Source organism: Stenotrophomonas sp. GL_111, assembly GCF_057835245.1.
Genome location: NZ_CM174421.1, coordinates 1,321,759 through 1,346,347, shown reverse-complemented (window position 1 = coordinate 1,346,347; position 24,589 = coordinate 1,321,759). Strand labels below are relative to the sequence as shown.

The window sequence follows — 24,589 nt, the reverse complement described above, 5'->3', positions numbered from 1 at the left end:
CGCCCTCGGTTGCATACATCCCATAAAAGCATCACCGGACAGGTCGTCAAGGCAACAGCCCTTCGCGCCTAGCCAACGCTGTCAGCCCGTCCTCGGGTTGCTCGTGGTCCTGTTTAGGCTCAGCTTTGACCTCCCCCAGGCCGAGCACTGCCGTTGTTGTCGCCTCCGCAGGCTCTGCCTTGACCGGCTTCTCCCGCTTCGGAACTCCCTTTGTCCACTTCGCAGGCACAAAGGTCGGACGAAACTTCGGCAATGGCTCGCCCGGGAATTCCAGCAGTAGCGGATCCTTGCCGATGGAAACGATCGCCTTGATGGTGAAACCCTTCTTGCGGCGGACCACTCCAAGCTCATGCCCGATGACGGACGGGGCCACCACCTGACGCTGCTCTTCGTGCTGGGCAACGCTATAGCCAGTCGCCCCAGCTGCGCGGCTATGCGTGGTCATGGCCACTCGGCGCCGGCCGAATAGGTTCGCCAGCATGTTCTGTGTCTCGCCCAGGGCGGTCTGGCAAATGATGTGCGTGGAGACCATCGACATCATGCCGTTGGCGAAGTTCTGGCCGTAGACCTCCTTAACTTGGTCGATAGCTTGGAACCCCAGGATGACCATGCAGCCCTTGCTGCGCCCCTTGTCGATCAGCGGGCCAATGTTGAGCTTGCCCAGGCTAGTGAACTCGTCCAACACAATGGCCAGCGTGCGCCCCTCTTCATCGTCGGGCAGCGCGGGTGAAATGATGTTCGGAATGAGCGTATTGATGATGGCGGCTACGTATCGGCTGGTCATGTCGACGTCTGGGCCGGCGCCCAAAATAATCTGACGCCGCCCTGCCCAGTCGTCAGCCGCCCACTTTCGGAAGCTGATCTTCTTGCGGCCTTCGCCACGCCAGGCTTCGGCCAGCTGCTGAATGATCCGGGTATTGGCCACCACGGTCTGCAAGATATTCAGCGCCGTGGTGCTTGATGGATCCTCAAGCAGGCGAGCCGCTGGAGGGTAATGCTGTTGAAGCAGATCCTTGAGCTCGTTAGGATCCATAACCAGGCGCCCTGCCAGAGTGTCGAAATCCCAGTTCTTTCCCACGTGCTGCTTGTCGTGGATCAGCTGAAGGATCATTCCTAGGACGATCTGCTGGGAAGCACCCGACCAGAAGTCGCCATCTTTCGTTGGGATCATTGCCGACGCAAAGACGCTGGCAGCTTGCGAGGTATTCAAGTCCTCGGCGATGTCCCAGACATACGATCGCGCATCCCAGGGTGAAACCAAGGCCGCTTCAGGGATGGCAGCGATGTAGTCGCCCTTGATGTCGTAAATGAGGCATTTCCGGCCCCACTTTCCCATCACAAGCAGCTGCTTGAGGATCCACCACAGGATCTGCGTCTTGCCGCCGCCAGGCGACCCTACGATCACCACATGCTTGGTCATGTGCCTCTTGAGCATGTGGAGCAAAGGATGAAGCCAAAGCCATCCATCCTTCTGCGATATAGACCTGCACGCGCGTTCGGCCTCCTTCCCTTCCAGCAACCGCGGCCCCTCTATATGGCGAACCCGGGACATCGGTCGCGCCGTCAGCCAACCAATCCACCAGCTGCTAGCACCTGCTAGCACCAGTGAAACCACCATGCGAAAAATCACCCACGGCTCGCGCTTGAGCTCGCCCCAAGGCAGCCAGTCCATATCGTGTTGGGTGGACAGGTAGCGCAGCGCACCCAAACCATGCTCCAGGGCATCCAGCCGCCCCATGCCCGGCTCGCCCAGCTTCCAGAGCAGGAACATGGAGAGGGATAGCACAGCGACAAAGACCAGCGCCCCTAACACCATGGCCTGATCCCAGCGCCGGACTACTTCCGACGCAGACGCGTTGCCCGCTTCCTCTGGTGTCAGCAGATCACGAGGCTGCGACATCGGAGTAGTCCAGTGGGGTCAGGCCGTAGACATCCCTGCGAGAGGTATTTGCGCCAGCGAACAACAACAGCTCAATGAGCTCGCAGTTCTGGGCCTCAGCAGCCAGGTGGAGTGGGCCTTTCGAGAAATTGTGATCGGCATTCGGATCAGTGCCAGCGGCCAGTAGCTGGCGAGCACGCGGAAGATCCGAGCAGCGAACTGCGGCTATCAGGTCGTGAATGTCCATCCTTTCAAAGTGATGGGCGGGGACGGACTGTCAAGCGCAGCCAGGCCATTTCTTGACATCGCGCCCCCGGATGCTAGGCCTGATAGCAGATCCACTTGAACTGTCGATATGCGCCGCTGGAACCGAAGTCAGAAGTATCACGCCCGGTCTCGAACGCTCTATGCGTTGCTATTCGACAACGGCTGCTGCTACATCGGCCAGTCGGTGGATCCGAGCGAACGCGAGCTCCAACACAGGCGACCAGCAGGTGGCTGGTGCGGCCGCTCCTTTAGTTTCGTTGTTCTCGGCGTGGTCGGTGGCACCGAAGCCGAGGCCGTGGAATACGAATATGCCTGGCGGCTGAAAGCCCAGACCCATGGCTGGCTGGTCTACGCCAAGCCTCCTGGCTTGATCTGCGATCCCAGGCGCCGAGCCACACCCAAGCGCCGCGGGATTGCCTTGTCCCTGTCCTGGCCGCGCCGGCACTCCAGGAAGCCGTTCTGGAAAGCAGTCAACGCCTTGTCTCGTCTGTTAGCTTGACATCCCGTCCCGTGAGGCTAGTTGTGAATAGGAAGACCCTCAACCTCATACGAGACCGCCCATGAAAACCTTGCTCACCTCCTTGCTGGATACCAATAGCGCATCAAGGATCCAGCTCTTTGTCGTTGGCCTCATTTTTGCTGCGTTCTGTTCACTTGCCCAAGCAGCAGAGGTATCAACCGCTGGCGCCCCGCCCATCGCCTATCAGCTGGCCAAGCAACCGGTGGCCCTGGTCCAAGGCGACAAGTGCGAGATCCGCGGCGCTGTCTGGGCCGGTGGCCCACGCGCTGGCGTGAACATTTCCCTGACCTCGGCCAATGGCCAGGTCTTCAAGACGAAGACGAATGCGGCTGGCATCTACGCCGCTTCGCTGCCATACGCGGACACGACGACCACTTATCAGGAGAGCATTTCCGATTCGGTTTCTGCACCTCCAGCCATTGCCGAAAAGGTCCGCGTTTTTATCCCACCGCCGATTGTGTGCTCGAAAGAGCGCACGGCGGCATTCCTCAAGTCCACCAATAGGAGCGCCAAGTAATGAAGTTCAAAGCCTCACTTCAGGCGCTGGCACTGCTACTGCTGGCGTGCATGGGATCGGCGAATGCGGCGGTCATCGAGCTCGGAAACAATGTCGATACAACATTTTGCGGTGATGGAGTTGTCATCGGCGACAACTCGACTGCTACCTGCACGACGAGCCTTGGTTCTGTAGTTCTCGTTGGTAGCAATGGAACCGTTCGCAATAACGGAACTGGCGTCGGCAACCGTGTTAATGCGGGCCGCGGGGTGGCCGTGGGCGATGGTGCAAGCAACACCAACTCGGATCCATTTGCCGGCGCAGGCGAATTGCGACAGGTTTCGATCGGCTACAACTCTGCAACTACCAATTCAGACAGCGTCGCCATCAACGGCCGAGCACAGGGCATCAACAGTGTGTCGATCAATGGCACCACAAACGGCAACTACTCCACGAACATTAACGGTTTCAACCAAGGCTCCAACAGCACTGTAGTTGGGGGCTATAGCGGCGGGTGGGCAAATGTTGTCATTGGCCGCGGCGCTTCCAGTGGCAGTGGCCCGTTCGGTCCTGGCTATGTCGAGTTGACTACCGTTGTCGGAACCGGCGCCAGAGTTGACGACAGGAATAGCGCTGCAGTCGGCGCATTCTCCAATTCCGAGGGCCGTGAGAATGTGCTCTCGGTAGGCAACAGCCAGCCGGTTGCCGCCAATCCAGCCCTCGGTCTGCCCGCAGCGCCCCAGACCTATCGCCAAATCATCAATGTGGCTGCCGGCACCGAAGATCACGACGCCGTGATCGTCCAGCAAGTCGTGCCTGCAATCACATCCATCACGAACTCGCTCGGTGGCGGTGCCACTTACAACCCGGCAACAGGTGCGACGACTGGTCCTACCTACAACCTGTCCACGGGCACCTATACCAATGTGGGCGATGCCCTGTTGGCAATCGACAACAAGCCGACGGGCCCAGGTGGCACAGACCCCTACTTCAAGGGCCAGGGTGATGGGCTTGGTGGCGACGCTGCGAACGCAAGTGCGCAGAACACCGCAGCAGCTGGCCCTCGCGCAGCAGCGACTGCCTATGGCGCGACCGCGGCTGGAGCGATGACCAACGCGGGCGGCGAAGCCTCGTCGGTTCTCGGTCATCAGGGCAATGCCGAAGCCGATGGTTCGACCGTTCTGGGTGCTTATGGCCATGCCACTGCTCGATGCACCACTGTCGGCTATGGAGCCGAGTGCAACGAGGACAACACAGTGTCCTTCGGCCGTGCCGGTGAAATTGATCAGCGCCTGACGCATGTCGCCGATGGCCAGGCCAACACCGATGCCGCGAACATGGGCCAGGTGCGAACGGTCGATGCCCGTGTGTCGCAGACGCAGGTGGTCGTGGCCAACCAGGCCGCCTGGCTTGGCGGTGGTGCGAATTACGATCCGGCGACCGGCGCTTTCAGTGGTCCGAACTACAACTTCCTGTCAGGCGCGGTCCATACCACCGTCGGCTCTGCCCTTGCCGATTTGGACGGCCGCGTGGCCGCCTTGGAAGCGCTGCCGCCTGGTGGCAATGGTCCTGCCGGCCCGCAAGGTCCCTCGGGTCCCCAAGGCCCGCAGGGTCCGGCCGGCCAAGATGGTTCTGATGGCGAGGACGGTGCCGATGGCCGAGATGGCCGCGACGGTGCCGGCAAGCCGATCGAGGGAGGAAGCAACATCGCAGTCACCGAGGATGCGGACGGCAACCAAACCGTCGAACTCAATGACAACGTCGAGCTGAGCAACCAGGGCAGCGTCAAGGTCGGCGACACCACGGTTGACGCCAATGGTGTTTCGATCCAGGGCGGCCCATCAATGACCCGTCAAGGGATCGATGCGGGCAGCCAGCGCATTACCAATGTGGCCAACGGTCGTATCGAGCGCGGCTCGATGGATGCCGTCAACGGTGGGCAGCTGTGGGACATGGAACAGCGCTGGAATGATCGCTGGACCAACATCGACAACCGCTTCAACTCGCAGGACAAGCGCATTAGCGGGGTTTGCGCGATGGGGGCAGCCCAAGCTCAGGCGATCGGTGCCGCTGCTGCCAACGGCGCTCGTCGCAAGGCTTCTGCAGGTATCGGCTACTGCGGTGGCCAAGCGGCAATGTCGGCCAACCTCAGCTGGGATGCGACCACGCCCAGCGGCTCGGTTGCCAGCTTCTCAATCGGTGTGTCGTCCACGGGCGATGACACCTCGATTGGTGGCGGCGTGTCGATCGGCTGGTAAAGCTTGACCAGCGCAGCCAACGAGCACCTGGCGGTCTCCACTGCTGCGCTTCCTGGACTACCGGAGCCACCTCCGGACTTCAGGCGCCGGACGGTCAACCGGCAACAAGGGCTCCTTCGGGAGCCCTTGTCTTATGATGGCTTCGGGGGAAACCGATGCTCATACGTGGCTCAACTCCTGCCAGCTGCTTCGGGCTGGCAGGCTCAGACGAAAATGCCGGGACCGCTGCCTTCGGTTGGTGCCTCGACCAGTGCCTCACCCTGCGCCAGGAAGTCATGCGCATGCTGGGTGTCGATCCTGGCCTTGAGCCTGTTGTCCGCAGCCAGGTGTTCGCGGATGACCGTGGCTTCACGGATCTGGAACTGACCGCCGGCACCGCGCTCCATGCCATCTTCGAAGCCAAGCTGGGTTGGCGTGTGCCGACCCTTGGGCAAATGGAGCGCTACCTGCCCCGGCTGCAGGCGTCCAACGCACAACACAAACGCCTCGTCTCGATCAGTGCCGCAGACCAGACCTGGGCAGCGCGACACCAGCCCTCACAGCTCGCGGATGTGGCGGTATCGCACCTGTCCTGGTCTGACCTCCAGAACGCAGCGCGTCGAGCGCACGCGGCCACACGTAGTCCCGTGGACAGGCTTTGGCTGTCGCATCTTATCGAGCACTTGAAGGGATATGGGATGACATCGAACATCTTTGACGCACGGGCCTATATCGTTTCGCTCAACCGGGCGCGCATCAAGCCTGACAATCCGCTGACCTGGGTCGACGTCATTACGGAACAGGGGCAGTATTTCCATCCGGTGGGTGGCGATGGCCGCGGTGGCTGGCCCACCATCCCGCCGGCCTATTTCGGCTTCCGCTATCACGCCGAGTTTCGAAGCGTGCATTTCGTGGAAAGCGTCATCACGACAGACCATATCCAGGACATCGACCCGCGCTGGCCAGAGACGAATGCCCCCCACTTCGTCTACACGCTGGGTCCGCCCATGCGGCCGGCCAAGCCAATGCCGCTGGGGAAGATCCATCCCAGCATGCGCAACTGGATCGCCCTGGATCTATTGCTGAGTGGCGCTGCCAAGGACTACCTGGACGCGATCGACAAGATGCGCGAGCGCAACCAGGCCCAGGGCGAGTAGGAACGGCTATTCCGCCTTCTTCGATCGGCGAGCAGCGACCTTGGCCATCAGTTCTTCGGCCACTTTTTTCTGCTCGCGTGCAGGCAGCTGGGCAATGGCCTCGATGACCTGTGCCATGGCCGGGGTCTCCGCATACAACGATGCCAGGGGTATCTGAAGGGCCTTGGCAAGGGTCCTGGCGGTCGCCTCATTCGGCTCGCTGGTCCCCCGCTCGTAGCGATTGATCCGCATCCTTGCCACGTCGATGGATAGCCCCGCCAGAGTGCCCAGCTTTTCCTGAGTGAGACCCGCGGCCAACCTCGCCTCTTTCAGACGTAGGGACAGTAAATCGCGGGTTGTGATCGGGGTGGACAAGGATGGGGCCTGGGGGGATACCCCCTCAGATTGCCCACTTGCTTTCTCCCTGTCTGTTACGGTATCTGTAACAGCGGCAAAATGCCAGTGAAGCACCTAACGCTACGGTTGACACCCTGCACCACGGGGATACACGTATAGCGAGCACTTCATCCACAGGGGACCCGACCATGAACGCAGCTGTTAAATCCAAAACCATCGGCGGCACGACGCTCGCCCAACAGAATTTTGTAGAGATGAAATTGAAGGGTGGTTGGCGGTGCATGTGGTTCGCCACCTTCCTGTCGCCCCTTTTCCCGATTGCCATTATCTTGGCCTGTGTAGGCTTGGGCCATGGCATTGGCGCCACCACCTACCCCGGCTACAGCGGCCGCGGATTGAAGCTGGCATTCTGGTCCGTCATGGGTCCGCTGACGCCTTGGATCCTCTTTGTCTCCGCAGGCCTGGTCTGGCGGCAGTTCCACTAATCACACGGGCAAAAAAAGACGGCGGGCAACATGAGTTGCGCCGCCGTTATGTAGTTGAAAACTTCAGCGCTTGAACCGCGGAACCATTTGCTCCTGGCTCGGCGCCTCCTTACGGGCGGCATCCAGCACGCGATTGTCCTGAAGATTGGGGAGCTCGGCCTTGGGTGCTGAAACTTTCATTTCGCCGCGGTTGTCGGCCTGGATGTGCTCCTGGCGCTGATCCCGGGACAGCCCGGCCTCCCAGTCTCGCTCGGCCTTGGCCGCATCCATCGACGGCGCCGGGGCTTGCTGCTGCTGGCTGCGCTGCGCCTGGTGCCAGTCCTCGATCTGCCCCATGGTCGGCTCACCCTTGCCCAGGTTCGCCTGCATGTAGTCGTTGCGCATCTGGGCGATGTCCTGGGTGCGATCGTGCTCTTGCTGGCTGTTGCCGGCCACCTGGGCCGCTGTGGAGCGATGCTGGCGCTCCCGGTATTCCGGAACAGACATGCCATTGTCCTGTGCTTCGTGGACGGCACGGCGGCTGGCAATCAGATTGGACAGGGACATATGGGATCTCCGATGGTGGGTGGGGTTTACACCTTGAGCGTAAGGCCACGGGATGCGTCGTCAAGGAAACGGCCCCAAAAATGGGGCCGTTGTCCAAAGCCATATCAGGCGGCTTTCGCTGGTAGCTTGTTCTCCTCCTCCCAACGATCAATCAGCATGTCGCGGATCGCGACATAAAGATCTTTCTGCAGCTTCCGATCCGACCCAATATCGAAGCCATGCTGAAGATTGATCAGCTCGGCACGCGCCTCCACCCTTGAGCTGAACTGCTTCACCTTCTCGTCCTGGGGCATTTCGTCCAAGCCCGAAATCCAGCTCTCGTAGTCAGCCTCGGTCAGCGCCAGGTCGATCAACGCATAAGTGAGGTGGCTCACCTTGCTTGGGCGCAGCTCGGAACCCAGGATCCCCGCGACATCACGCTTGAAGGTGGAATAAAGCGAGTTGAAGATCAGGGAACGGTGGAACTTGTGCTCGCGCTCGACCACCTGCTGGGGCGTCAAAATATCGAAATGGATGTAGTCGGCCCGCTGCGAGCCTGCACGATGGAACAGACCAATCGCATCCTGGGGAGAGTTCAACTGCTCGGCCATATCCTCCAATGTCAGCAGATCCCGAAACTTGATCTCGCCTGACATGGATGCGATGAATGTCAGGGACTTGGCAGCGTTCTCGGGCAGGTCATTGGTATCATGATAGGTCCGGTTGATCGCGATCGCATCGGCACCTAGGTGGCCATTGGCTACCTTCGATCCGCTCGGGATCAGCACACGGCCAGCGCCGCGGCGCCGCTGCTTCCTCGCGATGTGGGCGTCAGGACGGGTCTCGTCGTAGAGACGATGACCAGCGATACGCTGAACGGTGTGTAGGAAGCCGATTGCCTGCGTAGGTGTGTTCCAGGAGATGTAGCGGCCCCTGCCCCCTTCCTTGGCGATCCACTCCATTGTTTTGGGGGAGCTGCGAAACACAATTTGGGAACGGAAGTTGTCCAGGAACGCACGGGTGGCCGCATCGCCCATCCTCGCCTCATACGCATCGAAGCTCTGCGTCGCATAGAGGGCATAGCCGCCCAGACTTCGCGACACTGGCAGGAAGTCGCGATCGGCTTTGGTAATCAGCTCCTGTGCCTCGTCCTTAACGAACAACACAGGTGTTTCGCCTGCGGCCTTCCAGTCGTAATCGCCTGCACGACGGCGGGTCTTTGAAAACATTCTCTGGTTCATAAGCGATTGAGCCAGCTTGCCCGCAGCACCATATTTCACCTCTGGCAGCGATGCTGAAACAAAGCCACCGCGAAGTGGGATGGTGATATCAACACCCTTCTCCGTGTCGCACCAAGCGCGCAACTCTTCATGCTGCATCAATGGCTTGATCCAATTGTCAAACACGGACACTACGCCGCTAGTGGTGTCGATTGGCTTCGGCCAGAAATCGTTTTCGATGTAGAGCACCGCGTCCTCAAGCGAGACAGATGTATTCCACTGAGGCAGTTCGCGAACATCGGCCATGATCCGCTCACTGGCCGCATTCTTCTGGCTCAATGCCATCTTGAAACGATCCACACCAGAAATTTGCCAGAAGTAGTTGCGCCGCGGGTTATTTGCCTGGGATTTGACCAACTCATTCAGAATTACAGAAATACTCAAGCCAAAACTATAGGCTTGCGTTGTGAAGTATCTTTCAGTATCAGATTGTTGGGCCTCTTCCTTCTTCGCACCGCCCACATCGGAAATAGCCTCGATGAACTCATGGGGCGTCAACCCCTCCATTAGCCCGAGCCGAATGCCTGGCTTAATCAAAACCACGTTGTGTTTCAGACCGAATTTGGCGATGAATGCTGCCAGCAGCTTTTCGCCCATGTCGCCCTTGCCATCCAGGGCAAACACCCCGCCAGCATTGTGCTCAACCCACTGGTAGATGTAATCCAGCAAGACATTGAAGGTTTTGCCGCCGCCCGTTTTGCCCGTGACATGCAAATGGGTGCTCGCGTCCTGGACGGTATGGCCCGTAGGCAGACCAGCATCAGGTCCAAATCCATCGCCATAACCACTGAGCTTTCCGGTGGCCGTTCCCATTTGAATGAAGCCGGACTTGTCCCGCTCGGCTGCGCGAGCCTGTGCCAAGCGTTTTGCCGGTGAAGTGTTTCCGAGTTTCATGCGCTATCTCCCGATGCAGTCAGTTCTTGGTAATCAAGCTTGAGTGAGCGCATGCGCTCCTCCTTACGCTCCCACCACACGGGCATGGAGCAACCGAGGATCGCCCAATACAAGGGCAGCAGCACTCCATTGAAGATCTTCCCCACAGCGAAGTAGGCAATGCCTGCTGTGATGGCGAAGAACGCCATGTTCTTGAAAGTGTTGTAGAAGAATTGCTTGGAGGTGTCCCGGTTGCCAATAAAAATGAAGACCAGGAACGCGATCACGCCCACCACGATGGCAACCGGCAGTAGATGGGCCATTACCGCTCCTGCCGCCCCAGGCACGAACCCCATCAAGATGCCGGCCGCAGGCACGATGACCGATCCAAGCAGCACCGTGCGATTGCCATGCGCCCCAATGGCCGACCACAGCGCGATGAATAGAACAAACGCGCCAACTACGGCAAGGCCGCCTAACCCACGGAAAGCATCAGTCAGCCATTCATGCTCGGCCATGCCAGCCAGCTTCAGGCAGGTCATGGCTACCACGGTCAACACCGTGATCAATGCCATCAGCACTGGCGTGATGGCCGACTGGCCACCCTGCCGCAGGCTTTCGACCAGCACGACGCTTGCGAGCGATCGGCCGTCTTTCGTCCCCCACCAGCGTCCCTTGATATCCCGAAGGTCGGCCCTGACTGGAACCATGACGGGGTTTCCGTTTTTGTCCAGCATGGGATTTCCGTCTTCGTCGTAGCCTTCAACATGAGTTGGAACATCATGCCGGCCTCCAACATCGCGGCCAAAAGCCTTGGACTGCTCAAGCCACGATGCGATGGGCATGTAGCGGGCGAGCTTGTATGGGTTCTTCATAGACCGGTCTCCAGGGAGTTGAGTAGTTCGAGCTCGCGAGCATTCAGCTGGTTTTCCGAAACGGTCCTCGGATCAAGCCCACGGCTCTCCAGAGATTTGCCCAACGCCTGCTGCTTCTCCTTGCGGCTCATCCCGGCAACGGGGTTTTCGATCACTGAACCTTGATACAGGCCGAGGCCATTGTTCGGCGTCTTATCCAAAGCAAGCCCCACGATCAGGCCTGTCAAATAAATGACCACGACCAGGGCGCTAGACAGATAGAACGAATACCAGGCCAGGCCCTTGCGTAGCAGCCAGCGGAAATGGTCGCTGGCGACCTGTGCAATGGGCACGCGCGGGTCGTCGTATTCCTGCTTGGTGGGGTGAGGACGGTCCTCGTTGTCCCACCAGAAGTGGTCTGCTTGCTTGAGCTCGCTTGGCGTGGCCACTAGGAAGCACCCCAGGTGATGGAGGATCCACGATGCCGGCGAGATCTTCGTCATCGCCAAATGTGCTCGCTTGATGCCTTTTGAGATTGAAATGCGTGGTTTCGGGGCCCTCATAGCATTCGCAACCTCGACCGCCTCAGCCAATCGCGCCTTCATTTCTTCATCGTGTTTAGCTGTTTCAGAGATGGCCATTGACAGTCCTCCAGGGGATACCTTTAGCGATAGCGTGTGGGAACGGAATGTCAAGGCGTCTTGCCTGAAAACTGCGCCTCGAAACTCTTGATGGCGTCGATCTGTTGCTGCTCCTGTTCCCCAACCTGCGGTGCCTTTATCGGGCGCGGCCGTGCCGCCTGCGGCTTCGCCGCTGCAGCGGGCTTGGCCGCGGGCGCAGGAACAGGCGCCGGCTCCGACTTCACGGCCGGCACAGGTTCTTCCTTCGGTGGGTTTGGCAGGGTGGCTTGTGCTTCAAAGGCACCTGGCGAAAGCATCGGCATCGGCACGGGTTCCGCCGGTTCGGCTTGCATTGGTTCGGCCTGCGGCTGAACCTCCACGGCGCCAGCCTGAGTTTCAACATCAGGCGCCAACGGGGGAGCTGTCGGCTCGTGTTGAACAGAGACGGCTTGAGCTGCGGGAATGACTGGCATCATCAGCCCCGCCTCAGATGCAGACTTGGGCTTGAAGACGAACCAAGCCACAACTCCCAGGACAATGACAACCGCGGTGCTGATCGCAAGAACTTTGGCCCGCTTACCACTGGCAGGGTCAGCCTGGACCCGAGATTTAGTTTCCCTCGCCTTAGCCGCCAGGGCCTCTCCTGCCTTAAAGGTCGCTGCCAGTCCCGCCTTGGCCGCCTTTTTGGACGTTTCCATTGCAGCCTTGGCCTGGGCCTCGATGAGTGCCCGGGCCTCGTCATTCAGAAGACCGGGATCTTCGATCGCGCTTTTGCTGTGCTCACCGCTCGGCGGCGGCGGGGGTGGTGCCCCCAACTCGTCGTCGTCGAACATGTTTCCGAATTTGGACATGGCAGGCCTTCTATAGATAAGGAGGTCCCACCCGAAGGCAGGACCAGTTGGTTAGCGAGGCATCGGGCTGACGATGATCACGGGCGAATTTCCGACGACCCCTTCAACCTTGACCTTCGGGTTCTTCAACAGCGTGGTGAGCTGGGCAACCAGCCAGGCACGATCGCCGGCACTCCCGGACACCACCACCGTCATGTCCATCGACTGCTTGTTGAGCGTGGCCGACAGCTGCGACAGCACCATCTGAGTATCGGCGTGGCGGGCAGCGACCTTTGCGGCATCGAGGTTCAAGGTCAGGTTCTCGGCAGCCTTGGTCGGCTTGCCATCCACCACAACATCCTTTTCCTTGACCGTGGCGATGGCGCCCACCGACACCTTGCCTTGCAGGACGCGGAAGTCGTTCAACTGGGACTGATAAGCCTGGATGCCCGTCGCGGCGCCGCTGACCACACAGCCGGCAGCGACCTGGCCGAGATTGATGCCACCACCGAAGCCGAGCAACTTGCCAACGACGCCCATGCCGACGGCAGTGGCCGCTCCGATGCCGCAACCTTTGGCGCCGGCACGCACGGCACCTTGGCGAGCCTCGGCCTTCTGCTCAGCCGAAACTTGTGGCTTGGCGGGGGAGCCGGTCAGACCGCTGGTCGTGGCACAACCGGACAGCACGAGGCTGGCAGCTACAAGGAAAGTGATGTTCTTTTTCATGATTTGGTTCCTGTGAAGTTGGGATTAGGGCGGGATGGAAGGAGGTCGTGCAGGCCGGTCTTGTTGCTCTGGGATTGCGGGAGCTGGCCAACGAGTTCCTGAAGGAAGTTCACTTGCGAGGTCTTGATCCGATCACCCAAGCCAACCAGTGCCTCGAACAGGAAGGCCTTCAGATCCGCCACCTGTTTCTCTTGCTGAGTCCGGGCCTCGCGGAGCTCGGCACGCACCACCTCGGCTGTGTCGGTGTCGTCCAGGGCGCGCAAGAGCACGCTCTTCATCCATGCCGGCACCGTCATTCCCACGGCAACTGCTTGAGCTTCAATGCGTGCGTCGTCGCTTGGAGCAAAACGGACTTGCCGTTGCTTTGGTGTCTGGGTCATACCTATACCGATAGCTCAGCGGGACGGCTTGTCAAGCGTCGGCGCTACCAGCCGCAGACGCCGTAAAGACAGGGCCATCTGGCAAAAATCTTGGCTTCGCTGGTAGCAGCTGCGGTGGCTAGTTGCTACCAGCTGCAAAGCCTTTCGCTTCAAGGCTTTGGGGCACACCAAGCGCGCAGCGCGCTACCACCGAACGGTGCGTATGGTGTGTATACATTTTGTTTTGGACGGGACGAAATGTCATCTCTGGCAATCGTCGGAGGTCGGTCAAAGCAAAATGCAGGTTTTTGTTTCTGCTCGTGGCCAGACAGCTCAAGGAAACTTGACGCTTTGTTCGGGAATGCTTTGATGGGTCAAGGCAACCAGCGAAACAAATCTATGAAGCCTCTAACAGGAAGGAAGGTAGGCAGGCCCACCATTGGCGACCGTGCTATGACTTCAGGTGAGCGTTCAAAGAAACAACGCGAACTGACCAAGGGAAAGGTCCACTCACGCAGGATCGAGCTGACCACAACCGCGAAACAGGAACTCCAACGTGCGGCTGACCATGCTGGCCTATCGGTCAATGGGGCACTGCTCGTTGCGATCTATCTGCTGTCGAAAGAGACGCCAGCGGAGGTAGCCGACCTAGCGAAGCTCGTGGCCCACCGTTTTGGAACCCGAGTTGAGTTCACCAATGAGGATGGCACCAAGACCCGCATCGGCCTTGGTCGTTATGGGAACCAGCAGTGAGCCGCAATGCCCTCGCCTCCTTTCTCTCGGGACTGGAAGCCGTTGCATCGGCTCCGGTTGGCAAAGGATTGGAGTGGTGGCGCTACCGGAATGTGCTGCGTGTCTTCAACGGTCGTTGCGCCTACTGCGCAAGGGAGCTGGCAGCCGTGGACAGGCCGCGCAACAAGGGAAGCTGGAACATCGGCTATCTCATCCCCCGTCAGCTTGGCGGCACGCTTCACTCATCCAATCTGTTTGCGGTGTGCCCTTCCTGTCGTCAGGCCAAGGGCAACCTGGACTGGATCAGCTGGCGGAAGGCCAGCAGCAAGGAAGCCGTTGCCGCTCTCGACGCTCACCGGCTGGCGGCGCTTGAGGTCGCCCACAACCACCTGCTCCGGAACCCTGACCTGGGCAAGAAAAAGGAAACGGTGCTTCGTCATCTGTCGGCCCGTTGGTCGCACCCCAGGTTCGCCGTGTATGCCGCGCTGACGGAAATCGATGGGTTCATTGCGTGGGAGGCAGCCATGAAGCCGCCCCGCGATGTGGTCGCCCTACTCGTCGGTGCCGGCGGCAGGAAGGTTTCGGGCGAAGCCTGGCGCCTGCCTCCTGCCCGCTTCCACGATGTCGTCTGGCAACTGATCGACCTCAACGCCTGGGTGCGCCGCATTGAACTGGGCGGAGCCTTTCCCGATCCAACGCCGGACGTCCCCGGCGACAGCCACTGGCACCTCACCTATACCAATGTCCTCGACATTCGCCGTCGGCGCCCCAAGCTCAAACCCAAACCGATCCCTGCCCAGGAACGCCCCATGGACTGGGGGCGCCGGTTGCTCATCGAATACAAAGCCTCCGGGCAGACCGGCCGTCCATTTGACTGGGATTGGGTAAACAAGCACCGGGAAACGGACTTGGCGTGGGAGCGAACCCGAGACGCGCAGCGTTGCCAGGATCAACAAATCCTCCACGCCCTGGACGCCCAGATGGAACGGGAGCGACTGGACGCGGAAGCGCAGCGCCAGGCCGCCCTGCCCCTCATCGATCAGTATTGGCTGGAGCTGGGTCGCCGATGGTCTAACCCCAACAGCGATGCCTGGGCGGATTTCGTACGAAAGCATGGGGCACAAAAAAGCCCGGCCATCGACTGACCGGGCTTCTCTGATTTCCAAAGTTTCAGCTGCGAATACGGTCCATGTGGAGACCTTCCTTTTCGCCCCAGGCTTCGTCGTGATCGTCTTGTGAGAAGAGCGATTTGAGCTTCCTCTCATTCACACCATGCGTTTGGAGGCCTGTCTTGTCTTCCTGCGCTCCATCATGGTGGGAGAAGAACGCATTGAGCATCTTCCGATCGTTCGCACCATGGGATGTTTCTTTGATCAATGAGCCCATGGCTGCCGTCAGGCTATCGGGCAGTCGCTTGCCCTGGCAGCACGCGGCCGGCAGCCGCTTGGCGTGGTCCCAGGTATCCAGCTTGGCGCCTGCTTCAATCAACAGATCCAAGATGCCCTCGCGGTCGAGCTTGCGACCTTGAGCACGCGCAGCGACCCAGGGCGCCGTTTCCGCGATGGTGCTGTAGCCGTAGACGGCTAGATGGAGCGGCGAAAGCCCCGACAGGGTTGCCTGGTTCACCGTGAGCGGCGACAGTTGCCGGCGAACGTTGGCCAGGTCGCCATCAATGATGGCTTGATGGAGCGGCCCGTGAACGGCAGGAGGCGCGACTGGCCGCGGCTTCTTGAGCAGGCGATCGATAAGCGCACGGTTCGCTATGGCGCGGTCTTCGCAAGCCTGGCGATCTTCAGCGGTGCGGGTGGTCCTGAGTTCGGCGGTAAACATGGGGCGGTCTCCTTGGATGGGGGCGGTAGCCGCGCGTTGTCGCGGCCTCGTTTCCATGCAATCACCACGCGCCGGCTTGTCAAGCCTGCTCGATCAAGATTTCTTCGCCCGTCGCCTCAAGGTCATCCAGCAGCAGTTCCATGGCCGCAGCGATTGCCACGGAATGCCCACCCCTTACCAGTCGGCGCCAACGTTCCATGGTGTCGCGAGGCACGCGCACGAAAACCGATGCTGTCTCGCCCTTGGCCTCGGCGAACACGCGGATCGACGGGCCGTTCATGCCAGCCTTGGCGCGGCTGATCTGGAACGGGCTCGCCTTCTTGCTGAAGGCCACCTCACCCTCTTGGCTTGCGACCTCCTCATTCATCCAATCAGGCTGCATGGCGTGCCTCCTTCAAGTTCCCAAGAATGTGTTCGGCAACGAGGTCGAACTCCGCCCGCGCGAGCGCGGCATGTGGGAGCTTCAACTCCTGGCTATAGATTGTTTGCCCGCGCCCGTAGGCATTGGGATAAATCGCCCGATCGCGGATGACCGGCAAGCCTGCGAAGGCACGGCCCAGTAACTGCCGCTGTTCACTGCGTTCTGGCCGCACTCGTGAGGGCACGACAACGAAAGGCTGACCTCGCTGCTCCAGGATCTGACGGCCCCGCATGTAGAGCGGGTGGGTGGTGCCATCGAGCAGGGTCGGCATGATGACCAACTGCCCTGGTAGACCGCCCTGTGGCGGCACCGGGGCATGGTCATAGAGCACGACATCGAAGCCGCGGCTCCGTGCTGCAGCGACAACGAATGGAGTGTCCTGTCCTGCTTTAGCGGCACGCCTGGCCCAGACCAAGGATCCGGACTGCGGATCCAGGTCAACGACCAGCACCCGCAGGTCTTGGGTAGCCAGATAGCCGGCGAGTGTCGTCGCCAGCATGGTTTTGCCGGTCCCGCCTTTGGGGATCCAGATTGAAAGTTCCATGGTCTCTCCTGATTTCAGGTGCTAGCAGCTGCTAGCAAGTGCTTGCATTGAACGTAGATGGCCGGGACGTGTTGTCAATCTTCGTCGGGAAACAGGATGGTGATGACCGGCTCCCCGGCGTCGCCTTCATGGATCATGGAGACCAAGCGCACCTTGCGCGCGGCATGGCCGCTGCCCTGTCGCGACACGCGCAACATGTCGAACTCAACCCGGCAGCTTTCAGGCTGGCCAACAGCCGCGAAGCGCGCCATCGCCAGCACATCCCACAGACGGCCTTCCTGGTCCTGCGCCACTTGGCGCCGCTCCGTGTCGTCCTCGGTCCATTCGACGCAATCCCGGTAAACGCGTTCTGTGAGCGCAACCGGAACCCGGAAACCGGCTTCCTTGCGGATGTCATCGGGCGCGGCATAGAGCACGCCATCGGCAATCGCCTGGGCGCGGGTGTAGCTGAAAACGATGTCGTCTTTGGTGAACATTTTTTGGTCTCCCTTGTTATTGGCCCTGCCACAGGGCAGCGCCTCGCGATGACCTGGCATGGGAAACGCGTTGCCCCGCCACCTGGCGCGGTCAAGGGAGGAAGTGAAAGGGCTGGCGCGGGCCGGAGCCGCAGGCGACTACTCGGGCCCTGGAACGACCCTTGACCGTAGAAGCCGGGCAAAGGGGCTGGCAAGCCTGGATGGGCGCGCAGCGCAGCGGAGGATCGCCAGGGATGGCCGCCTCAAATATTTTGGGATAGCTGCTTGACATTCATAGCGGTCGTGCTTGCATGGATTTAGGTGCTAGCACCTGCTAGCAGATGCAATCAGCAGCTAGCACTAAAACCCCACAGGAGACCGCCATGAAAGACATCGTCGAAATCGCACTGAACCCCATCGCCTACTGGCGCACCACTGACAGCACGGTGATTTACCTAGGCGGCTATGTCGTCGCTGCCCTGGCCGTGGCCGGCGTCGGTTCTGGTATCTGGGCCTTCATCAGCGGCGTGTTCGCGCAGGCGTCGGCTGTCACAGGCCTGTAATCCCCACCTTCAATCTGGAGAGTTGCCCATGGGCGCTTTCGCCTCTGCCTTGACCAGGCCGACTCCAAGCACCCGCTGGTTGGAGCGCTCGTTGCTGGTGGTTGCCTTTGTCCTTCCCTGGCTCGTCTTAGCCTGGCCTTCGCTCCTGGCGTCCGCCATCGCTGTGCTCCTGGCGCGACGCGTTCACGGAAAACTCACCCGGGCGTCTTTCCGGCTCAATCCAGACGACCTCATTCCCGTGGTGCTGGGACTGGGAGTGGCCATGTGGTTTATCGCGCTCTACTACTTCACGACAGGTGCCCCATGAAACGCTTCGTCAACTTCGCCCTCTTCGCCGTAGCCATGGCCGGATGCTTCCTGCTCTCCGATAGCTTCGCCATGCACATGGATCGCATGTCCGGATCGCTTGACGCCCTATCCCATCGGCCTTAGTTGTAAAGGTATGGACTTCCTAGTGCTCGCTTCTGCGTTTGTCATGGGCTCGGCTTTAGCCGCTGGCCTGCTGACATTCGCCTGGTTCTTCATGGGTCAGATCGAAGATCGCGCAGCGCTGAAGCTGGCAGCCGTTGGGTCTTACCTCGCCATCGGCATTGCCTTGGTAGCCTGGTGTGTGCGAATGAGCGCTTTACCAGACCCATGGTTTGATACCTTCGTGCTGTCCTGGCTTGCGGCGCTGGCCTTGGGCCTGGGCGTTCTCTGGCACCGCCAAGCGTCGGAGTTGGCATCGGCATGAAATGCCAACGCGGGTTAGCACTGGTCGAGCTCATCCTGCTGATCGGCATCATCATCGCCGTGTCATCCGGCATCTTCGTTCTCGCGCGCCATGTGGACAGTGCACGACAGGTGGACCGCCAGGCCAAGGACTATCACGCGCTCATCGAAGCGATCGACGGCGCCAACGGCCGGTCGATTGGCCACTTCAGCGGCGTATCGACGGCGAAGGTGGCCAGCGACGCGCTGGTGCCAGCGGGGATGATTGAAGGCGCTACCCTGCGCAGCGTTTGGGGCGCGATCACAATCGCACCTCTGACCCTGGACGCGCAGCGCCCGAACGCGCATGCACGTATCACCTACGCAAGCGTGCCCGCGGAGTTCTGTTTTCAGTTCGTGTCAGCGATCTACAAGGGCGAGACCGCCATCCATGTGGGCGGTGTGCTGGTCGCCGCAAAGGACGCGGGGCTCAACCCCACGCAGCTGGCCCAAGCCTGCCGGACCACCCCTGTTTCCGTGGTCATCGACCACGACGGCGGCGGCAACGGGGATCGAGCCCTGCTCTAGCGCCAGCTGTGCGGTAGGCTGTTGTCAAAGCCAACCTCGGTCGCGCACATGTCCCGCAAAGGCACCATCAGCTACGGTCCAATGAACAGCCCTTCCGGCAATCCCCGGGCACTCGCCGAGTATTACCTGGCGACCAGGACAGATCGAATGCAGTTCTACTGCTTCGACGAACCGCCCGCCGATGGCACTGGCACCTGGACGCTGATCGACCAGTTGGACCGGTCGGTGCTGCTGGCTGCAGGGGACAAGGCCACTGCTAAGGAATGGGCGAAGCGGCTCAAGTTGAAGAGCTGGACCTATGTGCGCGTTTGAGAGATAGGAATGCCCATGTCGAACTTTGAAATCCTCACGCTACTCGTCGCGCTCTTGGCGGTTGTTCCCGGCCTCATTGCCCTGGTTCGGCAGAGCCGGCAACGCAAGCGGATGGATCAGCTGGAAGATGCGCAGCTACGGCAAAACCGAGCGACGGCGGCGCTACACGAGAAGCAGCTGGAAATGCTGGTGGCGAGCGAACAGTCGCAGAATGGCGCCCATGTGAAGCTGGAGCTCTTGCGCAACGGATCAAACTACCGCTTCCGTGTGAGCAACCTGGGCCCGGCCGCTGCGCGGAATGTCGAGGTCAAGTTCCTGACCGAAGATGGCGGGCACAACCCCGCGGTGGACGGAGACTACAAGGCCAAGTTCCCCGCCCCTGTTCTCGACGTGGGATCGAGCATCGAATTCCTGGCCGCCATCTACCTGGACAGTCCGTCGTCTTACAACGCTACGGTGTCCTGGACGGATCCGAATGGCACGCGTATCGAGAACGCCGCCTACGTTGCGATCTAGCATTAGGCCGGGCTAGGCACCGCTGGCTCTTCATAGCCGCCGCCACCATTCCAGAAGCCCCAGTAGTAGGGATCATTCGTCAGCAGCGCCCTACCCTTGACCGTGATCCAGGCGCCGCCCTGCGGCAGCCGCAAGATCAGCCCGGCGTCCTGGGCATCATCCAGCGCGGCATTGCATGCACGCTCACCTTGGTCCGTGCTTTCCATCAGGTGGTCGATGGCCGGCCGCGGCATCGGGCAGGTCAATGCGGAGCGCTGACCATGGCGCCAGATGTAGCGGCGCCACTGGGTGGCGGATTGTTCGCAGGCTTGGAGCACCTCAAACGGTGTGATGGTGGACATCAAAGTCTCCCCACACGTTTGCTGGCACCCATCGCTGGAGCAGTCGCCTTCTCATACCGATCCAGAATGGCCTCCTCTGCGAAGTCAGCCAGCAACCAATTGAGGGCCTCACTGTTCCAAATGCAATCCGCTTCCAGGCGCCCGGTCTTCTTTGCCTTTTCTGCCGTTAGACGGATGGCTTGAACTGTGCTCGAAACATATGAAGTCTGTTCGTTGCGATAGTTAATCCATTCTTGGTGAAGGTCTGGGCAGGCTGTTGCCAGCTTTCTCGCTTCCTCAACTGCACCCGCCAACCAGCGCTCATACCGATCCCCGCTGATGATCTCTTGGCCTTCATCAAATGGCGAAAGTGTCCTCATCGCACACATCCAATTATGTATTCTTCCATCCCCGCTTTCCTGGCAGCCTTCCACTCTTCCGTGGTCATCAACCGGCTCTGCCCCATGTAGTGCGAGCACTGATAAATGGGCACCTTCCAAGGCTTCCTGACCATCGCCTCATGGCACATGCGATCCATCCACAAGATGCCGCCTGCTCTCGCGGCGTAGGCGTAGTATCGATGACGGCGATGTATGGCCTTGAGAATGAAAGTGGCGCCCATTACAGTCTGCCCTGCTTGCGATCGGCACCTACCGCCGGGGCTGTCGCCAAATCCGTCTCGTCAAAGCGCCATCCAGCTTCGATCGCTTCAAGATGATCCAGGCACTTCTTACCCTCAGCCACATGGACCGCCGACAAAGAGAGGCTGGCTCGTGTGTTGGTATCAAGCTGTGAATTTGACGCGTCGGCCACACGTTGCTGATTGAACGCAATGCCGTCCTGAACCGTTCTTTTTAAGCGCTTGAACTCCTCGCTCGGTCCGTCTAACAACAGACCGCGATCCATCAGGCTTTGTAGCGCATTTTCCCAGCCGTTGAAGGGCTGCCCCAAAAAGCTGACGCCTACCCCCGGGAACTGGTCGATGTCCAGCTGGAACCGCTTGGCCTTGTGCCTGGCTTCCATCCGCATAGCGATAGCTTTGGCGACTTGTTCCTTCCGCGCACGCTCTTCATCCTGCTCCTTGCGTTGTAAGTCCTGAGCCTCGATCGAGCGCTTCATGGCTCGCGCAAGCCTCACATTCTCGATAGCAGAGGCGATCGCGAAGAACATCATTGCGATGGAGACAAGACTGGCGATGGTGAGGAGTTGCGACATCGGTGTTCTCCGTGGGGACACACTCATACAATCACCATCGGCCGTTTTGTCAAGTGTGAGAACCCCAACATTTTCCCCGCCCTTCCTCGCCCTTGCCCTGCACCCGCGCCAAGGGCTGCGTTAGCAGCCCCAAGGTCCATCGACGCGGGTCAAGTCGTAGTCCTCGCCGAAGGCCAGCGCAGCTTCCCGCGGCTTGAGATCGCGATAGCGGGCTAGCTGATGCTCGTCCGTGCCCGCATCGGTATGGTCGATCGCATAGAAGCGCTTGAGGAAGCCGTCGAAGTGGTAGGTCCAGTTGTCCATGGTTGTCTCCAGTGAGGCTGCCGGGGGCTTGCGCCCCCGGCGTCGCCGTCAGTCGGCCTTCGGCTCGAAACGGCGCAGGACGATCACGCCATCCACCGGCAGGGCCTGAAGCACAACCCGGAAGCCCTTGCCGTCCTGGTGGGGCCATGCGGTGCCAACTCGGACCCAGTCGTGTTTGGTTTCGCCGTTCTGCTCGAACTCGCGGACGGTGAAAGCATCGAAGCGGGCGTTGTCGGCGGCCGGGGTGGAAGTCTTCTTGCTCATGATGGTTTCCTTGCTGTTGATACGCGGATTGCGTGGGTTCAACGACAAGCGAAGGCATGAGCGCGGCAGCACCCTGGGCACCAGGGGCGAAACGAAGTTCAAGGCCGGGAGGAGACTAGCGTTGCCGCAATATCAAAGGCGGCATTAGCGGCTCTGACTGGGCGCAGGCGCAGTGGAGCAGCCGTAGGTTTGCGTCGCGCGGCCGTAGCGACAGTGGCCCACAAAAGCCATCCGCAAACAGCCAGGATCCTGTGAGCCGGTCAGTCCGGGCCATTGACCCGCTGCCCTGCCTTCAACGCGAGTTCGAGATGGCGATCCAGACTGGGCCAGGCGTGGCATGACCCCACGGTAAGGGGCTCAGCTCTGCAACCTGCCTTGGGCGTGATCGTGCTGCTACGAGCCACTGACTGGCGACGCCGGGAAATCAGCGCGTGCGCGATTGTGAGCAGCGACAGAAAGGCTCGTGGCTACACGCGCGTTCTCGCGCACCTTGGCCTGAAGTGCGAGCGACAGCTTCAGCGCTTTGCGGTCGCTGGCGATCATGGACTGGGAAACGCGCAAGCGTTTGGCGATCTGCGGACCTGTGAGGCCCTGCTCGATCAGTGCCGGGATCTGCCGGCGACGTTTCCACGCCGGCTGAGCCTCCTTCCACGCCTGGAGAATGGCCAGTCGCTGCGGATGCTGAGCAAGCGTCTGCGAGACCTCCTCTCCGGAGATCTTCAAAGTCCTGGCTATGGCCCGCTGGGTCAGGCCGTCGCGCATCAGGGCTTCGATCTTGGCCATGCGCTGTTCGGATGGCATGCCACCAGGCTTCTTCAGCCCTAGCGCCTTCTTGACCTGGAAGACTCGCTGACGCGAGACGCTGAGTTCTCGCGCAATCCGGGCGCAGCCCCACCCTTCCTGCTCATAAAGCTGGCGTATGCGTTGCTGGCGCTGGAGATTTTCCCTGTCCATGCTCTACCGATAGCATGGTGGGACGGACTGTCAAACGCAGCTAGCGCGCTTTGGCGTTCTTGGCGCGGGTGCGTGCGGACTGCGCCACCCGGTTGGCCTGGATCTTCGCCTCCAGGCGCTTGGTCAGTCCCAGGCGCTTGAGGTCATTGCGGATCGTCTGCCCAGTTACTTTGAATTTGGCGCCGATCTGCCCCAGGGTCTTGCCTTGGTCGATCAGAGCCAGGATCGCGGTGTGCCGCTTGGCGATGGCATCCGCATACAACGGATGTGGGCGCCCCTTCGCCTTCTCAGACCGCCGGTTGCTCCCGTTGTCGTAATACATCTGGAGCAGCCGCTTGCTCAGCTTCGGCCGCAGCGCTTCCAGGTCCAGGTAGAAGATGGACTTATTCACCTGCAGGTGCTGGGCCATTTCCCGGCCGGACAGTCCGGCCTCGATCAGCGCGGGGATCTTCTTGATGCGCTCGGCGCGGGTCGGCCGCTCGCGACGCTTGATCTTGAGCTCATCCAGTAGCTGCCAGACCCGCTGCCGCGAGACGCCCAGCTCGCGGGACATCTTGGACTGGGTCATGCCCTTCGTCGCGTAGAGCTTGCGCACCAGCCCGTCGCGCTCAGGTCCCGGCGGCAACGGCTTCTTCTTTACTGCTTTCTTTGCCATGCACCGGATGGTCGAATGCCATGGGGCTGAGTGTCAAGGAACGAACTTGATAAAAGCCCCCTTTCGGGGGCTTCCTGTCGCTCCTGCGCTTTATGGCGAGGTCTCCCTTCCGCCGACCCCCTTCACGGTCCCACCTAGCTTGCTGGACAAGTCGGTTGGGGTAATCCGATCTGATTACGCTTCCTGCGGGTGTAGTGGCTTGGGCGACTGAGATAGATTGCCCGGCAGGAGCAATCAAAACCAGCAGCGAACCTTGTGGCGCTGCGTCAGACTTTTCTGAAATGTGCATCGGATGATGCGCTAAATGATCCACTCCCACTCCGGGATTCCGCCCTTGACGATGTTCCCGGTGGGAGCAGCCCCAATGCTCTGGAATAGCTGCACATAGGCCGGAGAAATCTTGCGTTCGTGAAACAGGATCCGCTTGACCCCATATTCGCACTTGATGGCATGGGCGAAGCCGCGAATAAAGGGCTGACCAAAACCGTGGCCCTCAAGCTCTTTGGCTACGGCGAAATGCCCAATCGCGACAGTCGCATTGGGCTTGTCCAGCGACCACTCGTGAACATAGCCGGCGTGCTTCCCTGCGAAATACACATAGAGGTTAGGGTCGGCCTCGATGGAATTCTTGAAAGTCCTGATCGCATTACGGCCCTGGTATAGACGCGCGTAGCTGAGGAAATCGTTTAGCAGTGCCCGGCGCATTCGGTCGGTGCCCCATGCCCGCTTCTGTAGAAATAGCAACATAGGCGACTAAGCTGCTGTCCTTTGCTCTGCGGAGTA

At 60.3% G+C, this 24,589-nt stretch carries 34 protein-coding genes; 12 read left to right on the top strand and 22 right to left on the bottom strand.

From position 1 onward, the window contains the following. Positions 1-46 precede the first annotated feature (46 nt). Positions 47-1,900 (bottom strand): type IV secretion system DNA-binding domain-containing protein, encoded by a 1,854-nt coding sequence (locus tag AC3IPM_RS06110; protein WP_489303072.1) that lies wholly within the window; start codon positions 1,898-1,900, stop codon positions 47-49. Then, positions 1,884-2,126, bottom strand: a complete 243-nt coding sequence (locus AC3IPM_RS06105) for an ankyrin repeat domain-containing protein (protein ID WP_489303071.1) — start codon at positions 2,124-2,126, stop codon at positions 1,884-1,886. The genes AC3IPM_RS06110 and AC3IPM_RS06105 overlap by 17 nt, the downstream gene beginning before the upstream one ends. A gap of 108 nt (positions 2,127-2,234) precedes the next feature. Here AC3IPM_RS06105 and AC3IPM_RS06100 point away from each other — a divergent pair, with 108 nt between their 5' ends. The 4 genes from AC3IPM_RS06100 to AC3IPM_RS06085 all read left to right on the top strand — a co-directional run bounded on the left by AC3IPM_RS06100 (position 2,235) and on the right by AC3IPM_RS06085 (position 6,556). Then, positions 2,235-2,645 carry a GIY-YIG nuclease family protein gene (locus tag AC3IPM_RS06100; RefSeq protein ID WP_489303070.1) on the top strand — a complete coding sequence of 137 codons (411 nt, stop codon included), beginning with the start codon at positions 2,235-2,237 and terminating at the stop codon, positions 2,643-2,645. 61 nt (positions 2,646-2,706) lie between these two features. Further along, the gene (locus AC3IPM_RS06095) at positions 2,707-3,183 is read left to right on the top strand and encodes a hypothetical protein (RefSeq protein WP_489303069.1); all 477 of its coding nucleotides are present in this window, start codon (positions 2,707-2,709) and stop codon (positions 3,181-3,183) included. Continuing rightward, positions 3,183-5,420, top strand: coding sequence for a hypothetical protein (locus tag AC3IPM_RS06090; protein WP_489303068.1), 2,238 nt, complete (start codon positions 3,183-3,185; stop codon positions 5,418-5,420). Before AC3IPM_RS06095 ends, AC3IPM_RS06090 begins: the two co-directional genes overlap by 1 nt. Before the next feature lie 281 nt (positions 5,421-5,701). Then, positions 5,702-6,556 carry a hypothetical protein gene (locus tag AC3IPM_RS06085; RefSeq protein WP_489303067.1) on the top strand — a complete coding sequence of 285 codons (855 nt, stop codon included), beginning with the start codon at positions 5,702-5,704 and terminating at the stop codon, positions 6,554-6,556. Positions 6,557-6,562: 6 nt separating this feature from the next. Here AC3IPM_RS06085 and AC3IPM_RS06080 read toward each other — a convergent pair whose 3' ends face one another. Beyond that, positions 6,563-6,910: a helix-turn-helix domain-containing protein gene (locus AC3IPM_RS06080; RefSeq protein ID WP_489303066.1), complete on the bottom strand. Its 348-nt coding sequence runs from the start codon at positions 6,908-6,910 to the stop codon at positions 6,563-6,565. A gap of 170 nt (positions 6,911-7,080) precedes the next feature. Between AC3IPM_RS06080 and AC3IPM_RS06075 the strand changes: the two genes are divergently transcribed. After that, positions 7,081-7,377 (top strand): hypothetical protein, encoded by a 297-nt coding sequence (locus tag AC3IPM_RS06075; RefSeq protein WP_489303065.1) that lies wholly within the window; start codon positions 7,081-7,083, stop codon positions 7,375-7,377. Positions 7,378-7,440: 63 nt separating this feature from the next. On the opposite strand, the gene AC3IPM_RS06070 is transcribed toward AC3IPM_RS06075, so the two are convergent. From AC3IPM_RS06070 to AC3IPM_RS06040, 7 genes are all read right to left on the bottom strand, one after another. Then, a complete protein-coding gene (locus AC3IPM_RS06070) occupies positions 7,441-7,923 on the bottom strand; it encodes a hypothetical protein (protein WP_489303064.1) in 483 nt (160 codons plus the stop codon). Positions 7,924-8,027: 104 nt separating this feature from the next. Continuing rightward, positions 8,028-10,076: a TraM recognition domain-containing protein gene (locus AC3IPM_RS06065; protein ID WP_489303063.1), complete on the bottom strand. Its 2,049-nt coding sequence runs from the start codon at positions 10,074-10,076 to the stop codon at positions 8,028-8,030. Next, positions 10,073-10,930, bottom strand: a complete 858-nt coding sequence (locus AC3IPM_RS06060) for a hypothetical protein (RefSeq protein ID WP_489303062.1) — start codon at positions 10,928-10,930, stop codon at positions 10,073-10,075. The genes AC3IPM_RS06065 and AC3IPM_RS06060 overlap by 4 nt, the downstream gene beginning before the upstream one ends. Further along, complete coding sequence (locus tag AC3IPM_RS06055) at positions 10,927-11,550, bottom strand: hypothetical protein (protein WP_489303061.1); 624 nt, start codon at positions 11,548-11,550, stop codon at positions 10,927-10,929. Before AC3IPM_RS06055 ends, AC3IPM_RS06060 begins: the two co-directional genes overlap by 4 nt. 50 nt (positions 11,551-11,600) lie before the next feature. Further along, positions 11,601-12,380 carry a hypothetical protein gene (locus AC3IPM_RS06050; RefSeq protein WP_489303060.1) on the bottom strand — a complete coding sequence of 260 codons (780 nt, stop codon included), beginning with the start codon at positions 12,378-12,380 and terminating at the stop codon, positions 11,601-11,603. 51 nt (positions 12,381-12,431) lie between these two features. Next, positions 12,432-13,085, bottom strand: coding sequence for a hypothetical protein (locus AC3IPM_RS06045; RefSeq protein ID WP_489303059.1), 654 nt, complete (start codon positions 13,083-13,085; stop codon positions 12,432-12,434). Beyond that, positions 13,082-13,465, bottom strand: a complete 384-nt coding sequence (locus AC3IPM_RS06040; RefSeq protein WP_489303058.1) for a hypothetical protein — start codon at positions 13,463-13,465, stop codon at positions 13,082-13,084. The genes AC3IPM_RS06045 and AC3IPM_RS06040 overlap by 4 nt, the downstream gene beginning before the upstream one ends. 432 nt (positions 13,466-13,897) lie before the next feature. On the opposite strand from AC3IPM_RS06040, the gene AC3IPM_RS06035 reads away from it, so the two are divergent. Both AC3IPM_RS06035 and AC3IPM_RS06030 read left to right on the top strand, forming a co-directional pair. Then, a complete protein-coding gene (locus AC3IPM_RS06035; protein ID WP_489303057.1) occupies positions 13,898-14,197 on the top strand; it encodes a hypothetical protein in 300 nt (99 codons plus the stop codon). Further along, positions 14,194-15,321: an HNH endonuclease gene (locus AC3IPM_RS06030; protein WP_489303055.1), complete on the top strand. Its 1,128-nt coding sequence runs from the start codon at positions 14,194-14,196 to the stop codon at positions 15,319-15,321. The genes AC3IPM_RS06035 and AC3IPM_RS06030 overlap by 4 nt, the downstream gene beginning before the upstream one ends. Before the next feature lie 25 nt (positions 15,322-15,346). Here AC3IPM_RS06030 and AC3IPM_RS06025 read toward each other — a convergent pair whose 3' ends face one another. From AC3IPM_RS06025 to AC3IPM_RS06010, 4 genes are all read right to left on the bottom strand, one after another. Next, positions 15,347-16,006 (bottom strand): hypothetical protein, encoded by a 660-nt coding sequence (locus tag AC3IPM_RS06025; protein ID WP_489303054.1) that lies wholly within the window; start codon positions 16,004-16,006, stop codon positions 15,347-15,349. A gap of 79 nt (positions 16,007-16,085) precedes the next feature. Beyond that, entirely contained in the window at positions 16,086-16,388 is a 303-nt protein-coding gene (locus tag AC3IPM_RS06020; protein ID WP_489303053.1) for a hypothetical protein, read from the bottom strand. Next, the gene (locus AC3IPM_RS06015; RefSeq protein ID WP_489303052.1) at positions 16,378-16,971 is read right to left on the bottom strand and encodes a nucleotide-binding protein; all 594 of its coding nucleotides are present in this window, start codon (positions 16,969-16,971) and stop codon (positions 16,378-16,380) included. The genes AC3IPM_RS06020 and AC3IPM_RS06015 overlap by 11 nt, the downstream gene beginning before the upstream one ends. A gap of 74 nt (positions 16,972-17,045) precedes the next feature. Then, complete coding sequence (locus tag AC3IPM_RS06010; RefSeq protein WP_489303051.1) at positions 17,046-17,447, bottom strand: DUF6573 family protein; 402 nt, start codon at positions 17,445-17,447, stop codon at positions 17,046-17,048. A 362-nt stretch (positions 17,448-17,809) separates the two neighbouring features. Between AC3IPM_RS06010 and AC3IPM_RS06005 the strand changes: the two genes are divergently transcribed. The 5 genes from AC3IPM_RS06005 to AC3IPM_RS05985 all read left to right on the top strand — a co-directional run bounded on the left by AC3IPM_RS06005 (position 17,810) and on the right by AC3IPM_RS05985 (position 20,095). Beyond that, complete coding sequence (locus AC3IPM_RS06005) at positions 17,810-17,989, top strand: hypothetical protein (protein ID WP_489303050.1); 180 nt, start codon at positions 17,810-17,812, stop codon at positions 17,987-17,989. 442 nt (positions 17,990-18,431) lie between these two features. Then, complete coding sequence (locus AC3IPM_RS06000) at positions 18,432-18,722, top strand: hypothetical protein (protein WP_489303049.1); 291 nt, start codon at positions 18,432-18,434, stop codon at positions 18,720-18,722. Continuing rightward, positions 18,719-19,267 (top strand): type 4 pilus major pilin, encoded by a 549-nt coding sequence (locus AC3IPM_RS05995; protein WP_489303048.1) that lies wholly within the window; start codon positions 18,719-18,721, stop codon positions 19,265-19,267. Before AC3IPM_RS06000 ends, AC3IPM_RS05995 begins: the two co-directional genes overlap by 4 nt. 48 nt (positions 19,268-19,315) lie before the next feature. Continuing rightward, a complete protein-coding gene (locus AC3IPM_RS05990; RefSeq protein WP_489303047.1) occupies positions 19,316-19,579 on the top strand; it encodes a hypothetical protein in 264 nt (87 codons plus the stop codon). Between the two features lie 15 nt (positions 19,580-19,594). After that, positions 19,595-20,095 (top strand): hypothetical protein, encoded by a 501-nt coding sequence (locus AC3IPM_RS05985; protein ID WP_489303046.1) that lies wholly within the window; start codon positions 19,595-19,597, stop codon positions 20,093-20,095. 2 nt (positions 20,096-20,097) lie between these two features. Here the strand turns inward: AC3IPM_RS05985 and AC3IPM_RS05980 are convergent, their stop codons facing one another. The 8 genes from AC3IPM_RS05980 to AC3IPM_RS05945 all read right to left on the bottom strand — a co-directional run bounded on the left by AC3IPM_RS05980 (position 20,098) and on the right by AC3IPM_RS05945 (position 24,511). After that, on the bottom strand, positions 20,098-20,436 hold the full coding sequence (locus AC3IPM_RS05980; protein WP_489303045.1) for a hypothetical protein: 339 nt from the start codon (positions 20,434-20,436) through the stop codon (positions 20,098-20,100). Further along, a complete protein-coding gene (locus AC3IPM_RS05975) occupies positions 20,436-20,795 on the bottom strand; it encodes a hypothetical protein (RefSeq protein WP_489303044.1) in 360 nt (119 codons plus the stop codon). Before AC3IPM_RS05975 ends, AC3IPM_RS05980 begins: the two co-directional genes overlap by 1 nt. Positions 20,796-21,036: 241 nt before the next feature. After that, the gene (locus tag AC3IPM_RS05970) at positions 21,037-21,630 is read right to left on the bottom strand and encodes a hypothetical protein (protein WP_489303043.1); all 594 of its coding nucleotides are present in this window, start codon (positions 21,628-21,630) and stop codon (positions 21,037-21,039) included. Between the two features lie 120 nt (positions 21,631-21,750). Beyond that, positions 21,751-21,933: a hypothetical protein gene (locus AC3IPM_RS05965; RefSeq protein WP_489303042.1), complete on the bottom strand. Its 183-nt coding sequence runs from the start codon at positions 21,931-21,933 to the stop codon at positions 21,751-21,753. A gap of 48 nt (positions 21,934-21,981) precedes the next feature. Beyond that, positions 21,982-22,197: a hypothetical protein gene (locus AC3IPM_RS05960; protein ID WP_489303041.1), complete on the bottom strand. Its 216-nt coding sequence runs from the start codon at positions 22,195-22,197 to the stop codon at positions 21,982-21,984. 393 nt (positions 22,198-22,590) lie between these two features. Then, positions 22,591-23,151 carry a hypothetical protein gene (locus AC3IPM_RS05955; RefSeq protein WP_489303040.1) on the bottom strand — a complete coding sequence of 187 codons (561 nt, stop codon included), beginning with the start codon at positions 23,149-23,151 and terminating at the stop codon, positions 22,591-22,593. A 40-nt stretch (positions 23,152-23,191) separates the two neighbouring features. Further along, a complete protein-coding gene (locus AC3IPM_RS05950) occupies positions 23,192-23,776 on the bottom strand; it encodes a hypothetical protein (protein ID WP_489303039.1) in 585 nt (194 codons plus the stop codon). A gap of 330 nt (positions 23,777-24,106) precedes the next feature. Then, positions 24,107-24,511, bottom strand: coding sequence for a hypothetical protein (locus AC3IPM_RS05945; protein ID WP_489303037.1), 405 nt, complete (start codon positions 24,509-24,511; stop codon positions 24,107-24,109). Between the last annotated feature and the right edge of the window lie 78 nt (positions 24,512-24,589).

What these genes read in the sequence shown, in the direction of transcription:
- AC3IPM_RS06075 (WP_489303065.1), top strand. Translation starts at nt 7,081, where the DNA reads ATGAACGCAGCTGTTAAATCCAAAACCATCGGCGGCACGACGCTCGCC.
- AC3IPM_RS06085 (WP_489303067.1), top strand. Translation starts at nt 5,702, where the DNA reads ATGCTGGGTGTCGATCCTGGCCTTGAGCCTGTTGTCCGCAGCCAGGTG.
- AC3IPM_RS06110 (WP_489303072.1), bottom strand. Translation starts at nt 1,900, where the DNA reads ATGTCGCAGCCTCGTGATCTGCTGACACCAGAGGAAGCGGGCAACGCG.
- AC3IPM_RS05960 (WP_489303041.1), bottom strand. Translation starts at nt 22,197, where the DNA reads ATGAGCAAGAAGACTTCCACCCCGGCCGCCGACAACGCCCGCTTCGAT.
- AC3IPM_RS06040 (WP_489303058.1), bottom strand. Translation starts at nt 13,465, where the DNA reads ATGACCCAGACACCAAAGCAACGGCAAGTCCGTTTTGCTCCAAGCGAC.
- AC3IPM_RS06050 (WP_489303060.1), bottom strand. Translation starts at nt 12,380, where the DNA reads ATGTCCAAATTCGGAAACATGTTCGACGACGACGAGTTGGGGGCACCA.
- AC3IPM_RS06010 (WP_489303051.1), bottom strand. Translation starts at nt 17,447, where the DNA reads ATGTTCACCAAAGACGACATCGTTTTCAGCTACACCCGCGCCCAGGCG.
- AC3IPM_RS06060 (WP_489303062.1), bottom strand. Translation starts at nt 10,930, where the DNA reads ATGAAGAACCCATACAAGCTCGCCCGCTACATGCCCATCGCATCGTGG.
- AC3IPM_RS06005 (WP_489303050.1), top strand. Translation starts at nt 17,810, where the DNA reads ATGAAAGACATCGTCGAAATCGCACTGAACCCCATCGCCTACTGGCGC.
- AC3IPM_RS05990 (WP_489303047.1), top strand. Translation starts at nt 19,316, where the DNA reads ATGTCCCGCAAAGGCACCATCAGCTACGGTCCAATGAACAGCCCTTCC.
- AC3IPM_RS05955 (WP_489303040.1), bottom strand. Translation starts at nt 23,151, where the DNA reads ATGGACAGGGAAAATCTCCAGCGCCAGCAACGCATACGCCAGCTTTAT.
- AC3IPM_RS06095 (WP_489303069.1), top strand. Translation starts at nt 2,707, where the DNA reads ATGAAAACCTTGCTCACCTCCTTGCTGGATACCAATAGCGCATCAAGG.
- AC3IPM_RS06065 (WP_489303063.1), bottom strand. Translation starts at nt 10,076, where the DNA reads ATGAAACTCGGAAACACTTCACCGGCAAAACGCTTGGCACAGGCTCGC.
- AC3IPM_RS05995 (WP_489303048.1), top strand. Translation starts at nt 18,719, where the DNA reads ATGAAATGCCAACGCGGGTTAGCACTGGTCGAGCTCATCCTGCTGATC.
- AC3IPM_RS05945 (WP_489303037.1), bottom strand. Translation starts at nt 24,511, where the DNA reads ATGCGCCGGGCACTGCTAAACGATTTCCTCAGCTACGCGCGTCTATAC.
- AC3IPM_RS06055 (WP_489303061.1), bottom strand. Translation starts at nt 11,550, where the DNA reads ATGGCCATCTCTGAAACAGCTAAACACGATGAAGAAATGAAGGCGCGA.
- AC3IPM_RS06045 (WP_489303059.1), bottom strand. Translation starts at nt 13,085, where the DNA reads ATGAAAAAGAACATCACTTTCCTTGTAGCTGCCAGCCTCGTGCTGTCC.
- AC3IPM_RS05985 (WP_489303046.1), top strand. Translation starts at nt 19,595, where the DNA reads ATGTCGAACTTTGAAATCCTCACGCTACTCGTCGCGCTCTTGGCGGTT.
- AC3IPM_RS05975 (WP_489303044.1), bottom strand. Translation starts at nt 20,795, where the DNA reads ATGAGGACACTTTCGCCATTTGATGAAGGCCAAGAGATCATCAGCGGG.
- AC3IPM_RS06035 (WP_489303057.1), top strand. Translation starts at nt 13,898, where the DNA reads ATGACTTCAGGTGAGCGTTCAAAGAAACAACGCGAACTGACCAAGGGA.
- AC3IPM_RS06025 (WP_489303054.1), bottom strand. Translation starts at nt 16,006, where the DNA reads ATGTTTACCGCCGAACTCAGGACCACCCGCACCGCTGAAGATCGCCAG.
- AC3IPM_RS06020 (WP_489303053.1), bottom strand. Translation starts at nt 16,388, where the DNA reads ATGCAGCCTGATTGGATGAATGAGGAGGTCGCAAGCCAAGAGGGTGAG.
- AC3IPM_RS06070 (WP_489303064.1), bottom strand. Translation starts at nt 7,923, where the DNA reads ATGTCCCTGTCCAATCTGATTGCCAGCCGCCGTGCCGTCCACGAAGCA.
- AC3IPM_RS06090 (WP_489303068.1), top strand. Translation starts at nt 3,183, where the DNA reads ATGAAGTTCAAAGCCTCACTTCAGGCGCTGGCACTGCTACTGCTGGCG.
- AC3IPM_RS06100 (WP_489303070.1), top strand. Translation starts at nt 2,235, where the DNA reads ATGCGCCGCTGGAACCGAAGTCAGAAGTATCACGCCCGGTCTCGAACG.
- AC3IPM_RS06015 (WP_489303052.1), bottom strand. Translation starts at nt 16,971, where the DNA reads ATGGAACTTTCAATCTGGATCCCCAAAGGCGGGACCGGCAAAACCATG.
- AC3IPM_RS05965 (WP_489303042.1), bottom strand. Translation starts at nt 21,933, where the DNA reads ATGGACAACTGGACCTACCACTTCGACGGCTTCCTCAAGCGCTTCTAT.
- AC3IPM_RS05980 (WP_489303045.1), bottom strand. Translation starts at nt 20,436, where the DNA reads ATGTCCACCATCACACCGTTTGAGGTGCTCCAAGCCTGCGAACAATCC.
- AC3IPM_RS06000 (WP_489303049.1), top strand. Translation starts at nt 18,432, where the DNA reads ATGGACTTCCTAGTGCTCGCTTCTGCGTTTGTCATGGGCTCGGCTTTA.
- AC3IPM_RS06105 (WP_489303071.1), bottom strand. Translation starts at nt 2,126, where the DNA reads ATGGACATTCACGACCTGATAGCCGCAGTTCGCTGCTCGGATCTTCCG.
- AC3IPM_RS05970 (WP_489303043.1), bottom strand. Translation starts at nt 21,630, where the DNA reads ATGTCGCAACTCCTCACCATCGCCAGTCTTGTCTCCATCGCAATGATG.